This window comes from Limnohabitans sp. G3-2 (genome assembly GCF_002778275.1).
Lineage (GTDB): Bacteria > Pseudomonadota > Gammaproteobacteria > Burkholderiales > Burkholderiaceae_C > Limnohabitans_A.
The window spans coordinates 70,795-85,868 of the sequence record NZ_NESG01000009.1; the positions used below are offsets into that span (position 1 = coordinate 70,795).

11 protein-coding genes are annotated in these 15,074 nt (G+C 61.3%); 5 read left to right on the top strand and 6 right to left on the bottom strand.

What is annotated here, in order from left to right; translation table 11 throughout:
- Positions 1-104: 104 nt before the first annotated feature.
- Genes B9Z31_RS14540 through B9Z31_RS14555 form a run of 4 tightly spaced genes read right to left on the bottom strand, consistent with a single transcriptional unit; the run spans position 105 to position 3,556 of the window.
- Positions 105-884, bottom strand: coding sequence for a sulfite exporter TauE/SafE family protein (locus B9Z31_RS14540; protein WP_100120272.1), 780 nt, complete (start codon positions 882-884; stop codon positions 105-107).
- Entirely contained in the window at positions 881-1,438 is a 558-nt protein-coding gene (locus tag B9Z31_RS14545) for a flavin reductase family protein (protein ID WP_100120273.1), read from the bottom strand. The genes B9Z31_RS14540 and B9Z31_RS14545 overlap by 4 nt, the downstream gene beginning before the upstream one ends.
- A 40-nt stretch (positions 1,439-1,478) precedes the next feature.
- A complete protein-coding gene (locus tag B9Z31_RS14550; RefSeq protein WP_100120274.1) occupies positions 1,479-2,402 on the bottom strand; it encodes an aldo/keto reductase family oxidoreductase in 924 nt (307 codons plus the stop codon).
- A complete protein-coding gene (locus B9Z31_RS14555; protein WP_100120328.1) occupies positions 2,399-3,556 on the bottom strand; it encodes an LLM class flavin-dependent oxidoreductase in 1,158 nt (385 codons plus the stop codon). Before B9Z31_RS14555 ends, B9Z31_RS14550 begins: the two co-directional genes overlap by 4 nt.
- 101 nt (positions 3,557-3,657) lie before the next feature.
- On the opposite strand from B9Z31_RS14555, the gene B9Z31_RS14560 reads away from it, so the two are divergent.
- Positions 3,658-4,374, top strand: coding sequence for a GntR family transcriptional regulator (locus B9Z31_RS14560; protein ID WP_100120275.1), 717 nt, complete (start codon positions 3,658-3,660; stop codon positions 4,372-4,374).
- Between the two features lie 6 nt (positions 4,375-4,380).
- On the opposite strand, the gene B9Z31_RS14565 is transcribed toward B9Z31_RS14560, so the two are convergent.
- Positions 4,381-7,029: a [protein-PII] uridylyltransferase gene (locus B9Z31_RS14565; protein WP_100120276.1), complete on the bottom strand. Its 2,649-nt coding sequence runs from the start codon at positions 7,027-7,029 to the stop codon at positions 4,381-4,383.
- 1 nt (position 7,030) lies between these two features.
- Positions 7,031-7,846: a type I methionyl aminopeptidase gene (gene map, locus B9Z31_RS14570; RefSeq protein WP_100120277.1), complete on the bottom strand. Its 816-nt coding sequence runs from the start codon at positions 7,844-7,846 to the stop codon at positions 7,031-7,033.
- Between the two features lie 148 nt (positions 7,847-7,994).
- On the opposite strand from map, the gene B9Z31_RS14575 reads away from it, so the two are divergent.
- The 4 genes from B9Z31_RS14575 to purL all read left to right on the top strand — a co-directional run bounded on the left by B9Z31_RS14575 (position 7,995) and on the right by purL (position 15,071).
- Entirely contained in the window at positions 7,995-8,681 is a 687-nt protein-coding gene (locus B9Z31_RS14575) for a GntR family transcriptional regulator (RefSeq protein WP_100120278.1), read from the top strand.
- Positions 8,678-9,550 (top strand): phytanoyl-CoA dioxygenase family protein, encoded by an 873-nt coding sequence (locus B9Z31_RS14580; protein ID WP_100120279.1) that lies wholly within the window; start codon positions 8,678-8,680, stop codon positions 9,548-9,550. Before B9Z31_RS14575 ends, B9Z31_RS14580 begins: the two co-directional genes overlap by 4 nt.
- Complete coding sequence (locus B9Z31_RS14585) at positions 9,547-10,890, top strand: NAD(P)H-dependent oxidoreductase (RefSeq protein ID WP_100120280.1); 1,344 nt, start codon at positions 9,547-9,549, stop codon at positions 10,888-10,890. The genes B9Z31_RS14580 and B9Z31_RS14585 overlap by 4 nt, the downstream gene beginning before the upstream one ends.
- 194 nt (positions 10,891-11,084) lie before the next feature.
- Positions 11,085-15,071: a phosphoribosylformylglycinamidine synthase gene (purL, locus tag B9Z31_RS14590; RefSeq protein WP_100120281.1), complete on the top strand. Its 3,987-nt coding sequence runs from the start codon at positions 11,085-11,087 to the stop codon at positions 15,069-15,071.
- The last annotated feature ends 3 nt before the right edge of the window (positions 15,072-15,074 follow it).

Genomic DNA, 15,074 nt, shown 5'->3' on the forward strand with positions numbered 1-15,074 from the left:
GCATTTTGAGCTGTGCTCAAACTCTCATGGCCGATAAGGTCGGCCGACTAAAAAACAAGCAGTGTCTGCTCGAGTATCTTCGGACCAGTTACTTAACAGAAGGATTAAAACAGCAGCATGTGAGCCGCCACCAAGGCCAAAAACCCGGCAAAGGCCATTTGAAGTTTACGTTTGTCCATACTCTGGGACATGCGTGCCCCCCAGTTGGCAAACAGGATGCTGACAAGGCTGATGCCCACAAAAGCGGGCCAGTGAACATAACCCCAGGTTTGTGGTCCATTGGGACCAGTCAGGGCCAGCCCCACTGCACCGATCATTGAGATAGGGATGGCAACGGACGAGCTGACGACAACGGCTTGGCGCATATCGATACCACGCAGCACCAAATAAGGCACAGTCATAGCGCCGCCGCTGACGCCTAGCAGGGTCGACAAGTGGCCGATGATGGCCCCTGCGCCCATCAGTTCATTGCGAGGCGGCACGGTTTTGGCTGGCGTCTGTTTATTGGGGCGCAGCAAACTCAGACAAGTGCTCAGTGCAAACAGGCCAAAACCCAGCTTCAGCCATTGGGTGGGGATCCAGTTTGCCAGCAAGACGGCCGAGACCGAACCTAAGCTCACGGCCAATGCGAGCCATGGCAGACGGTCAAATTGCAGGCGTTGGGCTCGCCAGTGTGTCCAAGAGCTGGTCAACGAGGTGACCACGATGCAGGCCAGCGAGGTGGCCACTGCATAGTGCATGACCTCTGGACCTAGCAGAGGGTCTGTGTGCCAAAGAAAGTAAAGTGTGGGCACGATGACAAGTCCCCCGCCCACGCCGAACAAGCCTGCGGTGAAGCCGCCAGCGGCGCCGACCAGCACAAACAATAACCACAACGGAATCATGCAGGCAGCGCCTCAAATTGGCCAAAGCGGCTGCGCCAAAAGGTCAGGGCGCTCGAGTCATCTTGCCAGCCAAAGTCATGAACTTGACCGATCACGATGTGGTGGTCGCCCGCATCCACCAGTTGGTGGAGTTCGCAGTCAAACCAGGCTACGGCTGCGTTCAGGCGTTGGCGTTGGTTGGCTTGGCGCGTGGTTGGCACACCGGCGAAGCGTGCGGCCATGTCACCCGCGGCGAACTGCCTGGCCACCGCTTCTTGACCACTGGACAAAACATTGACCGTGAAGCCGCCCGAGCGGGTGAAGGCGTCCAGGCTGCTGGCTGCTTTGCGGATGCTCCACAACACCAGCCGGGGCTCCAAAGAGACCGATGAAAAGGAATTGCAGGTCATGCCCCAGTCGCAGCCTTGCCAATGGGCGGTGACCACCGTCACCCCGGTGGCAAAGCAAGACAAGGCTTTGCGGTACTCCGCTGGGTCCGAAGTGACAGGCCGCGCCGCCAAATGGGTCTGGGCAGCGGACTGAACAGCGGGCGGGGCATCGTGCAGGGTGCGCATGGCGAACTTTCAAAAACAGTGTTGCGGCCGAGCGGCCATTTCAGGGGACTTCATGGCCGTTGGCCAACTCGTAGAGTTCATACCAGGTCTGGCGGTCCATGGGCACGCGCGCGGCGTCGCCAAAGCGGGCGATGCGATCGAGCTGGTTACTGCCCATGACCGGCACAACGCCCACTGGGTGGTGCATTAGCCAGGCCATGGCCACGGCGGTGGTGTCGGTGCCTGCAGCGCGGGCCAATGCCCCCAGTTTGGGGGCGAGGCGGGCGGCGGCGGTGCCGGGGGTGCCCGCTTGCGCATGCAAACGACCACCACCGAGCGGCGACCAGGCCATCACCGGCATGCGGTGTTGCTGGGCGTGCGCCAATTGCCCATTGATGAAGGGGGCCGTGTGCAACAGGCTCAGCTCCAGTTGGTTGGTTTGCAGCTTGTGCTTCATGCACGACTGCAGCAAATCCACGTCCCAAGGCATGAAGTTGGACACGCCCACACCGCGCAGCTTGCCGCTGTCGATCAAGCCGTCCAGGCAGGCACCCAGGGCTTGGGCGTCCATCAGCGGATCGGGCCGATGGATGAGCAGCAGGTCGATCACGTCCACGCCAATGCGTGAGAGCGATCGCTCCACGCTGGCCGTGACGTGGGCAGCGCTGGTGTCGTAGTGCTTGACCCGGGTGCTGGGCCACTGCGATGACAACAGCATGATGTCGGTCTTGGTGACGATTTCGATCTGGCTTTTCAGGCTGGGGCGGGCCTTGATGGCCTCGCCAAAAAGGGCTTCGCAGCGGTAGTCGCCATAAATGTCGGCATGGTCAAAGGTGGTGATGCCTTGGTCCAGACAGGCGTCAATGCGGGCCAGGTTGGCGCTGACCGAATGGTCTTGCGCCTCGGATAAACGCCACACGCCATAGGCCATGCGGCTGAGGCTGCGCCCGTTGGAGAATGTGATGCGGCCGATGTCTGAATTCATTTGCGGACTCCTGTGCCCAAAGGGGTGGGCGGTGTTTGGGCCGGAACACGGCCATATTCTTGGGCGAGGGACACGGTTTTGAGTTGCGGCAAAACTTTGGTTCCGAAGATCTCGCATTCCTGCAGATGGGGGTAGCCGGAAAAAATGAAGGCCCGAATGCCCATCTTCTGGTAGGCCTCGATTTCGCTGAGCACCTGGTCCACGCTGCCCACCAAGGCTGCGCCACAGCCGCTGCGCGCGCGGCCCACGCCGGTCCACAGGTGGGGCTCGATGTAGCCTTCGTCGTCGGCGCGCTCACGGTTGGCGCTTTGCAGCGACACACCCAAACTGACCGCGTCCAGGGCGCGTTGGCGGATTTCCCTGCCTTTTTCGTCGTCCAGCTGTGACACCAGCTCGGCCGCGTATTCGCGCGCTTCGGCTTCGGTGTCACGCACGATCATGTGCACGCGCAGGCCGTAATCGAGCAAGCGGCCGTGCTTTTCGGCTTGGGCATGCACATCGCGCATGCGCTGGGCCAGCATGTCCTTGGGCTCGGGCCACATCAAATAGGTGTCGCAATGGGCACCGCACAGGGCCAGGGCATCCGGGCTGTAACCCCCGAAATACAGCAAAGGGCCACCGTTGGTCTGGTAGGGGCGAACCGGGTCTGTGGACAGTCCTTTGAGCTTGTAGATCTCCCCGTCGTAGTTGATTTCGTCCTGGGTCCAGGCTTGCTTGAGGATTTCAACCACTTCCCACGAGCGGCGGTAGCGGTACGCGCTGTCTTCTTGTTGACCCGGAAAGTCGGACGAGATGACGTTGAGTGTCAAGCGGCCTTCCAGAATGTGATCGAGCGTGGCCACGGTGCGTGCCAGCATGGCCGGGTGGGTTTCGCCGCAGCGGATGGCGGCCAGCAAATTCATGTTTTTGGTTTTGTGTGCAACGGCCGCTGCAAAGGTCAGTGTGTCTTGTCCCACTTGGTAGGAGGAGGGGCACAAGATGTTGCGATACCCCAGTTCGTCAGCCCGCGCCACAATGCGGCTGGTGTTCGCCCAGTTGCTGCGCAAATCACCTTCGGGCACGCCCAGGTGGCGAAAGTCATCGGAACACAAAGGGGCGAACCAGGCCACCTCGGCACCTTGGACGTCTTCACCTTTGACGGGAACAATGCTCATGAATGGCTCCTTCATTTAAGTGAATGAATAATAAATGAATTATCCCTAGGGCCCATTCGGGTTTTCCCGTAATTGGCCATTAATTTGTCATACTGTGGAACATGCACTCACCTCTACCTGCCAAACCGTTGCCTGTTTATCTTCAGATTGCTGAATTGCTGGCCCGTCAAATCAAGGCGGGATACTGGCACAGCGGCGAGCGCTTGCCCACCGAAGCCGAATTGGCGCAGACTTTGTCAGTGGCTGTTGGGACTTTGCGCAAGTCTTTGGGTTTGCTGGAAGAGCAGGGGGTTTTGGAGCGTATTCAAGGCTCAGGCACTTACGTTCGGCAAACGCAAAATTCGCAGCAAATTTATGAGCTTTTTAGACTGGAGTTGATGGAGGGGCCAGGATTGCCAACGGCGCATATATTGGATCTGTCACTGCAGCACGACCCCAATGAACTTCAGGGCAAGGCCCAGATTGGCGAAGATTGTTGGCGGGTTCGTCGGATGCGTTTCCTGAACCAAAGGCCTGCGGCTTTGGAAGAAATTTGGTTTTCAGCCACTCACTGCCCCAATTTGGAAATCCAAGATTTGGGTGACTCCATGTACTTGTTTTATCAGCAGCGCTTGGGCGTCTGGATTTCCCGGGTGGAGGACCATATCAGTGCCGCCACAGCCCCTTCTTGGTCTGTGCCGCCAATAGGGTTGTTGCCGGATCAATCTGCAGGCTACATCGAGCGTTTGTCTTGGACATCCAACAATGAGATAGCCGAGTTTTCAAAAACCTGGTTTGATCCAGCGGTGTGTCGATACACGTCACGAATGAGCCAATAACGGCCCTCAAGCTGCCTGCAGCGCCGCCAACAACTCTGTTTCGATCTCAATCTGCGCCTTGTTTTGCTGCAACTTGGCGCCGCTGACGAGGAAGCTGTCTTCGACGCGCTCGCCCAAGGTGCTGATTTTGGCCATGCGCAGGTGCAGGCCGTGGTGGGCCAGCACACTGGCGATGCTGTAGAGCAAGCCGATGCGGTCGCTGGCCGAGATGCTGAGCAACCAGCTTTGGGCTTTGTCGTCAGGCTCCAGGCTCACACGCGGGGTGATGGGGAAACTTTTCACGCGGCGTGACACTCGGCCTCGGGCGGGCGGGGGCAGGGGGCCTTGTTTTTCCAAGGTTTGGGTCAGGCCCGACTCGACCATGCTGAGCAGCTCACGGTAGTGCTCCGGCAACATGTGGGTAACGATCTGGAAGGTGTCCAGCGCCCAGCCCGTGCGGGTGGTGTGGATTTTGGCGTCTTGGATGCTGAAGCCCGATTGGTCAAAGTGGCCGCAAATGCGGGCAAACAAATCGGCTTGGTCGGGCGTGAACACCAACACCTGCAGGCCTTCTCCTACGGGCGAAATGCGCGCACGAACAATGGGTTTGGCGGGTCCTTCGGCGGGCCTGGCCACGTGGCGCGAGAGTTGGCGTGCGTGCCAAGCGATGTCAGAGGCATCGTGGCGCATGAAGTAGCCGACATCGAGGGTGTCCCACAGCGCTTTTTGGCCCTCAAAGGGTTCGCTGTGGCGGGCCAATTCAACCAGGGCGTCGCGTTTTCGGGACTCGACCTCCGCGTTGGCGTCTGGGGCGCGGCCACCCAGCACGCGCAAAGTGGATTTGTACAGGTCTTCGAGCAGCTTGCCCTTCCAGGCATTCCAGACTTTGGGGCTGGTGCCGCGAATGTCGGCCACGGTGAGCAAATACAGCGCGGTCAGGCGGCGCTCGTCGCCCACACGCTGGGCAAATCGGGCAATGACTTCGGGGTCGCTCAGGTCTTCTTTTTGGGCCACATGGCTCATGGTCAGGTGTTCACCGACCAAAAACTCGATGAGCTGGGCGTCTTCTTTGTCCAGTTTGTGTTGGCGTGCAAAGGTGCGCACTTCGGCAATGCCCAGTTTGGAATGGTCGCCGCCTCGGCCCTTGGCGATGTCGTGAAACAAGGCTGCGGTGTACAAGATCCAGGGCTTGTCCCAGCCGCCTGCGACTTGCGAGCAAAACGGGTACTCGTGCGTGTGCTCGGGCATGAAAAACCGGCGCACATTGCGCAGCACCATCAAGATGTGCTGGTCCACCGTGTAGGCGTGAAACAGGTCGTGCTGCATCTGGCCCACGATGCGCCTGAACACCCACAAATAGCGACCGAGCACCGATGTTTCGTTCATCAGGCGCATGGCGTGCGTGATGCCTTGGGGCTGCTGCAAGATCTGCAAAAACGTTTGACGGTTGACCGGGTCGGCACGAAAGCGCCCGTTCATGATGGATCGCACGTTGTACAGCGCGCGCAGTGTCCGGGCCGACAAGCCTTTCACGCCCGGTGTGGCTTGGTAGAGCAGGAAAGTCTCCAAAATCGCATGCGGGTGCTTTTGGTACAGGTCGTCGCTGGCCACTTCGATCAGGCCTGCTTTTTCAAAAAAGCGCTCGTTCAGCGGACGGAAGTCGCTGATGGACTCCCCCCGGTCGGCTTGCAGGCGGTCCTGGATGTTGAGCAGCAAAATTTGGTTGAGCTGGGTCACCGCTTTGGCGGCCCAATAGTATTGGCGCATCAGCTTTTCACTGGCACGCAAGGCCAGGCGCCCCTCGGGCGTCACATCGGACGCGTAGCCGAAAGACTCGGCAACAATGGTTTGCAAATCAAAGACCAAGCGGTCTTCGCGCCGTCTGGCGTGGACATGTAAGCGGGCGCGGATCAGGCCCAGCAGCGCCTCATTGCGCTTGATTTGGCGCGCTTCCAGCGGCGTGGCCAAGCCTTTGCGAGCCAGTTCATCCCAACTGTGGCCCAGGCCTGCGGCGCGCGCCACCCACAAAATCACTTGCAAGTCGCGCATGCCGCCTGGGGATTCCTTGCAGTTGGGCTCCAGGGCGTAGGGGGTATCTTCGAACTTGGTGTGACGCTGGCGCAGCTCGAGCGTCTTGGCCACCAAGAACGCCTGCGGGTCCATGGCCGCTTGGTATTGCTTTTGAAATTCTGTGAACAAGCGCGTATTGCCCGTCACCCGTCGCGATTCGAGGAGTGAGGTTTGCACCGTGATGTCTTTGGCCGATTCGGCCAGACACTCACCGAGCGTGCGCACGCTGGACCCAATTTCCAGGCCCGTGTCCCAGCAACTGCCAATGAAGCGCTCGAGCTGCGCCTGCAATTCAGGCGAGGTTTCGGGCGACTGGCCGTCGGGCAAGAGCACCAAGACGTCCACATCGGAGTAAGGAAACAGTTCGGCCCGCCCAAAGCCCCCCACGGCCACCAAGCACACATCGGGCGCAAACCCAGCGTGCTGCCACAGCTCAATCAAGAGGCCATCGGCCAAGATGGACAGTTGCCGCAGCGTTTGCTTGAGCCCACGGGCCACCGCACCGCTGTGCGCCAGACTGTTCAAAACGGCGGCTTTGTCGTGTTTGTAGGTCTCGCGCAGCTGGCCCAGGTCGGCCGGGTATTCCTGTTGGGCCAGTGGGTTCATCTCAAGCGGCGACTTTGTCGGTGATGAAAGCCGGAATGGCGGGGCTGCCCGCCGACAAGGTCAACACCTCGTAGCCTGTTTCTGTCACCACCACCGTGTGCTCCCATTGGGCCGACAGCGAATGGTCTTTGGTGACAATGGTCCAACCGTCTCCCATTTCTTTGATGTCGCGCTTGCCGGCATTGATCATGGGCTCGATGGTGAAAACCATGCCGGGCACCAACTCGACCAAGGTGCCAGGCTTGCCGTAATGCAAGACCTGCGGCTCTTCGTGGAAGCCCCGGCCAATGCCGTGTCCGCAAAACTCGCGCACCACCGAAAAGCCATGACCTTCGGCAAATTTCTGGATGGCGTGGCCAATGTCGCCCAAATGGGCGCCAGGCTTGACCTGCTCAATGCCTTTCCACATGGCTTCATAGGTCACCGTGGCCAAACGCTTGGCGGCGATCGAGGCCTCCCCCACATGGAACATGCGGCTGGTGTCGCCGTGCCAGCCGTCCTTGATGGTGGTGATGTCGATGTTGACCGAATCGCCTTTTTTGAGCGGCTTGTCGTTGGGAATGCCGTGGCAGACCTGGTGGTTGATCGAGGTGCAGATCGATTTGGGGTAAGGCTTGTAGCCGCCCGGCGCGTAGTTCAGAGGGGCCGGAATACAGCCTTGCACATCGACCATGTAGTCGTGGCAGAGCTTGTCAATCTCGTTGGTGGTGATGCCCGGCTTGATGAAGGGCGCGATGTAGTCGAGAACTTCGGAGGCCAGGCGGCAAGCCACGCGCATGCCTTCGATGTCTTGGGCGGTTTTGAGGGTGATCGTCATAGGGCCAGATTATCCCATTGCGCTCTTTGACGGCTTGTCACCCGCTTTCGACAACCCCGTGAGGGGATGACGTTTGTTCTGCGACCAGGGGTATTCAGGGTTACCCCCATGCATGGGGCGCTTGAATCTTTGTATTCTGTATACAGACATGAGCCCACCACCCCTGCAACTGAGCACAGCCCCCGATTTGGTCGAGCAGATCTATGCCCGATTGCTCGATGCCATCAGCGAAGGCACCCTGTCGCCGGGTGAACGCTTGACACAAGACGACCTGGCGCAGCGCTTTGCCGTCTCGCGCCAACCGGTGTTGCAAGCCCTGCGCTTGCTCAAAAAAGACGGCTTTGTGGAAGACGCTCCAGGCCGAGGCGTGCAGGTCACCCAACTCGATGTGCATTGGATTGCCCAGGTGTACCAAGTGCGCGGCAGCCTCGATGCCCTGGCGGTGCGATTGGCCGCGGAGCGGGGCGCGAAGATCGATCCGGCGCTCATGCGCCAAGGCAGAAAGGTCCACCAAACGCGTGACGTGCAGGCCATGATTGAGGCCGATTTGGCCTTTCACCGCGCGATTTACCAAGCCTCTGGCAACCCCCTCATCGCCCAAAGCATTGAGCTGCACTGGCACCACCTCAAGCGCGTCATGGGCGCGGTGCTGCAGTCAACGCAGCAGCGCCAGACGGTGTGGGACGAACACGAGGCCATTGCGAATGCATTGGCTGCAGGCGACGCCGAGAGGGCCGTGCGCCTGGTTCAAGAGCACGCCCATGAGGCCAGCGTGCAACTCACGGCCCGACTTTCCGAGCAATTGGCAAACATTCCAACAGGAGCACAAGCATGAGACTGACCCCCGAACAATTGGAGCAATTTGACCGCGATGGCTATTTGTTTTTCCCAGGCCTTTTCACTCCGCAAGAGACGAAAAACCTGACCGATGCGGTGCCCGAGTTGTACAGCCGCCGCGAGGCCTACAACGTGCGGGAAAAAGGGAGCGACGCCGTGCGCACCAACTTTGCGGCCCACATGTACAGCGAGCCCTTTGCGAAGTTGGCACGCCACCCCCGCATGATCGAGCCCGTGCAAGACCTGTTTGGCGAAGCGCTCTACATGCACCAGTTCAAGATCAACGGCAAGATGGCTTTTGAGGGCGATGTGTGGCAGTGGCACCAAGATTACGGCACATGGCTCAATGACGACATGATGCCGACCGAACGCGCCATGAACGTGGCGATTTTCCTGGACGATGTGAACCCCTTCAACGGCCCCCTGATGTTCATTCCCGGCAGTCACAAAAAGGGGGTGGTCGAGGCCAAACATGACCTCTCCACCACCAGCTACCCCCTGTGGACCGTGGACAACGACCTGATCGCCCAGTTGGTCGAGCGCGCGGGCGGCAAAGCGGGCGGCATCGTCAGCCCCACCGGCCCGGCAGGCTCAATGATCTTGTTCCACAGTTGCTTGGTGCACGCATCGGCCAGCAACCTCTCGCCTTGGAACCGGGTGAGCGTGTACCTCAGCCTGTGCGCGGTGTCCAACCACATCCGCCGCCACAAACGCCCCGAGTACATCGCCCACCGCGACTTCACGCCCATCAGCTGCTTGCCCGATGACTGCTTGGTCAACAGCTACCCGGTCGATCTGCCTTGGCAAGGGGGCATGCCCGAAAGCGCCCTGAAAACCTCCCTGGATATCTTGAAAGAAGCCGCATGAACCTGCACGCCAAACTCCTGCAACGCGCCGCCGAGAACCGCCCCATCCGCATCGGCCTGATTGGCGCGGGCAAATTCGGCTCCATGTACTTGGCGCAAATCCCGCGCACGCCCGGTGTCCATTTGGTGGGCATTGCCGATCTCTCGCCCGATGGCGCCCGCGCCAATCTGGCCCGCGTGGGCTGGGAAGCTGAACGCTTGACGGCCAGCAGCCTGGACGAGGCCGTGAAAAACGGCACCACCCATGTGGGCGACGATTGGCAAAGCTTGGTCCGTCACCCCGCGGTGGACGTGGTCGTGGAATGCACCGGCTCCCCACTGCATGCGGTCGACCACATTCTGGAGGCCTTTGCGAACCGCAAACACGTGGTCAATGTGACCGTGGAGGCCGACGCCTTTTGTGGCCCCTTGCTCGCCACCCGCGCCCAGACGGCGGGCGTGGTGTATTCCCTGGCCTTTGGTGACCAGCCTGCGCTCATCTGTGATTTGGTCGATTGGGCCCGCACCTGCGGATTTCCGGTCGTGGCCGCGGGCCGGGGCCACAAGTGGTTGCCGCACTTTTGCGAATCCACGCCCGAGACGGTGTGGGGCTATTACGGCCTCACGCCCGAGCAGGCCGAACGCGGAGGCCTGAACCCCAAAATGTTCAACAGCTTTCTGGACGGCTCCAAGCCCTCGATCGAAAGCACGGCGGTGTCCAACGCCACGGGTTTGGGCGTGCCCAGCAATGGCTTGCTGTACCCACCCGCCAGCGTCGAAGACATCCCCTACGTCACCCGCCCCATCTCGGAAGGCGGTGTGCTCGAGCGCAAAGGCATGGTCGAGGTCATCTCCAGTTTGGAGACCGATGGCCGCAAAATTCCCTACGACATCCGCATGGGCGTGTGGGTCACGGTGGAGGCCGAGACGGACTACATCAAAAACTGCTTTGAAGAGTACAACGCCCACACCGACCCTTCAGGCCGGTACTTCACGCTTTACAAACGGTGGCACTTGATTGGCCTGGAAGTGGGCGTGAGCGTGGCGAGCGTGGCCCTGCGCAACGAACCCACGGGTGTGGCCATCGGCTGGAACGCCGACGTGGTGGCCACCGCCAAGCGCGACTTGAAACCCGGTGACATGCTGGACGGCGAGGGCGGCTACACCGTCTGGGGCAAGCTGCTGCCAGCCGCCACCTCCAAGCGCATGGGCGGCGTGCCGCTGGGCTTGGCGCATGGGGTCAAGGTCGTGCGCCCGGTGGCCAAGGGGCAAAGCCTGACCTGGGACGACGTGGCCATGGACACCACCACCCACGCCTACCAAATCCGGCGCGAGATGGAGGCGACTTCGCTGCTGGGGTGAGTTGGCTGGCCTTGGCCGATCCTTCAAGCCGTGCCGCGTTCGCAGCACGGCTTTCTTCTTGGAAAAGGCCGGGCCTGTATCTGTTCCTCTCGCCTTCAGATCAGGGTTTCCCCCGTTAAAATACCGCCTTTGCCGGCCAGCCCCAGTCAGCGGCCCCGGCGTTGCGGTTTTCCGTCTCTTTACAAGGCCACCCTGTGTCCCTGCACATCACGACTTTTGATGGCGCCAGCGCCCTCAGCGACTTTCGCATTGCCCAGCTTTTGCCACGACTGGTGGAAATTTCACCGCAAATTGTGGGCATTGCCGCCCGTTTTGTGCACCTGGTGGCCACCCCAATGCCTTTGCAGGCCGCCGATCAACACACCCTGGCAGCCCTGCTGACCTACGGCGAGCCCTATGCAGGCCCCACTGAGGGGCCCGTGATCGTGGTCAGCCCGCGCATCGGAACTGTTTCGCCCTGGGCATCCAAGGCCACCGACATTGCCCGCAACTGCGGTTTTGACGTGCGCCGGGTGGAGCGCCTGACCGAATTTCGCCTGACCCTGAAATCGGGTTGGCTCAGCAAAGCGCCATTGACGCCAGCGCAATGGGGCCAAGTGGCCGCTGTGCTGCACGACCGCATGACCGAGTCGGCGATGCCCAGCCGAGGCGATGCGGCGGCTTTGTTCACGGCCCTGGACCCCGCGCCCATGGACCATGTGGATGTGCTGGGCGGTGGCCGCTCTGCATTGGAAGCGGCCAACAAAGCCTGGGGCCTGGCCCTGGCCGAAGACGAAATCGACTACCTGGTTCAAGCCTTCACGGGCCTGGCGCGCAACCCCACCGATGTGGAGTTGATGATGTTCGCACAGGCCAACAGCGAGCATTGCCGTCACAAGATTTTCAATGCCGAGTTCACCATCGACGGCGTGGCCCAGCCCAAGAGCCTGTTCGGCATGATCCGCAACACGCACCAGTTGAGCCCCCAGCACACGGTGGTGGCCTATTCCGACAACGCTTCGGTGATGGAAGGCCACACGGTGGAGCGTTTTGTGGCCAGAGCGTCAGGGAAGGGCGCTTCTTATCAGAGCGAACAAGCCGTGCACCATGTGCTCATGAAGGTCGAGACCCACAACCACCCGACCGCGATTTCGCCGTTCCCCGGCGCATCGACCGGCGCAGGCGGGGAAATCCGCGACGAGGGTGCCACGGGTCGCGGCTCTAAGCCCAAGGCCGGTTTGAGCGGTTTCACCGTGTCCAAACTTTGGGGTGGCATGTCGGACCAAGCGAGCGGCAAACCCGAGCACATCGCCAGCCCGCTGCAAATCATGACCGAAGGCCCACTGGGCGGCGCGGCCTTCAACAACGAGTTTGGACGGCCCAATTTGCTGGGCTATTTCCGTGAATACGAGCAGACCGTGGACGGCGTCGTGCGGGGTTACCACAAGCCCATCATGATCGCGGGCGGTCTGGGTCAAATCGACGCCGAGCAAACGAAAAAGATCGAGTTTCCGGCAGGCAGTTTGCTGATTCAGCTCGGCGGCCCCGGCATGCGCATCGGCATGGGCGGCAGCGCGGCCAGCTCCATGGCCACGGGCACCAATGCCGCGAATCTGGACTTTGACTCGGTGCAGCGCGGCAACCCCGAGATCGAGCGCCGGGCGCAAGAAGTCATCAACCACTGCTGGGCGCAGGGAGCCCACAACCCGATCCTCGCCATCCACGATGTGGGTGCGGGCGGTTTGTCCAACGCTTTCCCCGAGCTGACGAATGACGCGGGCCGGGGCGCACGCTTTGATTTGCGCGCCGTCCAACTCGAAGAGTCCGGCCTGTCGCCCAAAGAAATCTGGTCCAACGAGAGCCAAGAGCGCTATGTGATGGCGATTGCGCCCGAGTCTTTGGCGCAGTTCACCGCTTTTTGCGAACGCGAGCGCTGCCCCTTTGCGGTGATCGGCGTGGCCACCGACGAGCGCCAGCTGGTGCTGGAAGACAAAGGCCAGGAGACCCCCGTTGACATGCCGATGGATGTGCTCTTGGGCAAGCCACCCAAAATGCACCGCGATGTGTTGACCGTGGTGCGCCAGTCGCCCGTCATGGACTTGACGGGTGTGCGTTTGCAACAAGCCGTCATCGATGTGCTCAGCCACCCCACGGTGGCATCCAAGCGGTTTTTGATCACCATCGGCGACCGCGCGGTGGGCGGTCTCACGCACCGCGACCAGATGGTCGGCCCCTGGCAAGTCCCTGTGGCCGATGTGGCCGTGACCTTGGCCGACTACGCGGGTTTTGCTGGCGAAGCGATGAGCATGGGCGAGCGCACGCCGCTGGCCTCGCTCAACGCCGCCGCGTCTGGCCGCATGGCCGTGGCCGAGGCCATCACCAATTTGCTGGCCGCGCCCATCGAGCTGCCCCGCGTCAAGCTGTCGGCCAACTGGATGGCCGCTTGCGGCGAGCCAGGTGAAGACGCCGCGCTGTACGAAACCGTTCAGGCGGTGGGCATGGAACTGTGCCCCGCGCTGGGTGTCTCGATCCCGGTGGGCAAAGACAGCCTGTCCATGCGCACGCAGTGGCAAGCCGATGGGCAAAAACACCAAGTCACCTCACCCGTCAGCCTGATCGTCACCGCCTTTGCCAGCCTGAGCGATGTGCGCGGCACCCTCACGCCGCAGCTGGACGCACAAGAGTCCGACACCAGTTTGCTGTTGATCGACCTGGGCCAAGGCCAAAACCGCATGGGCGGCAGCGTGCTGGGGCAGGTGCTGGGCCAGTTTGGCGACCGCGTGCCCGATCTGGATGAGCCGCAAGCGCTGGTGAATTTGGTCAAAGCCATCAACACCTTGCGGGCTCAAGGCCAGATCCTGGCCTACCACGACCGCAGCGACGGCGGCTTGTTGGCGGCCGTGGCCGAAATGGCGTTTGCCGGCCATGTGGGCGTGGCCCTGAATGTGGACATGCTGGTGACGGAGGGCGACGGCATCACCGACAGCCGCGCCGACCATGGCGACGCCAAGAACTGGGCGGGTCAGGTCAGTGCCCGTCGCGAAGAACTCACCCTCAAAGCCCTGTTCAACGAAGAGCTCGGCGTGGTGCTGCAGGTGCGCACGGCCGAGCGCAACGCGGTGCTGCAGACTTTGCGCGAGTTGGGCTTGTCCAAGCACACCCATGTGATCGGCAAGACCCGTCCCGTGCAATCGACCATCCAAAAAGGCGTGGGCGAACTGAGCATCTGGCGCGACACCCAAGAGGTGTTTGCCGCCAAACTGGAAGACCTGCAGCAGGTTTGGGACAGCGTGAGCTGGAAGATTTGCCAGCAGCGCGACAACCCCGCTTGCGCCGATGCCGAGCACGCTGCAGCTGGCCGCGCCGACGACCCCGGCATGCAGGTGGCACTGAGTTTTGACCCGTCTGACAACGTGGCCGCGCCTTATCTGAACCTGTCGCGCCCCAAAGTGGCCATCCTGCGGGAGCAAGGCGTCAATTCGCATGTGGAAATGGCCTACGCCTTCCACAAAGCAGGCTTTGAGTCGCACGACGTGCACATGAGCGACCTGCAAGCGGGCCGCGCCCACTTGGCCGATTTCAAAGGTTTGGTGGCCTGCGGTGGTTTCAGTTATGGCGACACGCTGGGCGCAGGCATTGGCTGGGCCCGCAGCATCACCTTCAACCCGGCTTTGGCAGCGCAGTTCAAGGGCTTTTTCGGGCGCACCGACACCTTTGGTCTCGGCGTGTGCAACGGCTGCCAGATGTTTGCCGAGCTCGCAGACATCATCCCCGGCGCTCAAGACTGGCCACGCTTCACCACCAACCAGAGCGAGCGCTTTGAGGCCCGCCTGTCCATGGTCGAGGTGCTCGAGTCGCCCAGCTTGTTCTTGCAAGGCATGGCGGGCAGCCGCTTGCCGATTGCCGTGGCGCATGGCGAAGGCTTTGCCAACTTCAAACACCGGGGCAACCCGGCCCAAGCCTTGGGTGCGATGCGCTTTGTGGACAACCACGGCCAGGCCACCGAACAGTACCCCTTCAACCCGAACGGCAGCGCAGGCGGCCTCACGGCGGTGACCACGGCAGACGGGCGCTTCACGGCCATGATGCCCCACCCCGAGCGCGTGTTCCGCAATGTGCAGATGAGTTGGACGAGCGGTGACATCAACGCCACCAGCCCTTGGCTGCGCGTGTGGCAAAACGCCCGCCGGTGGGTCGGTTGATCT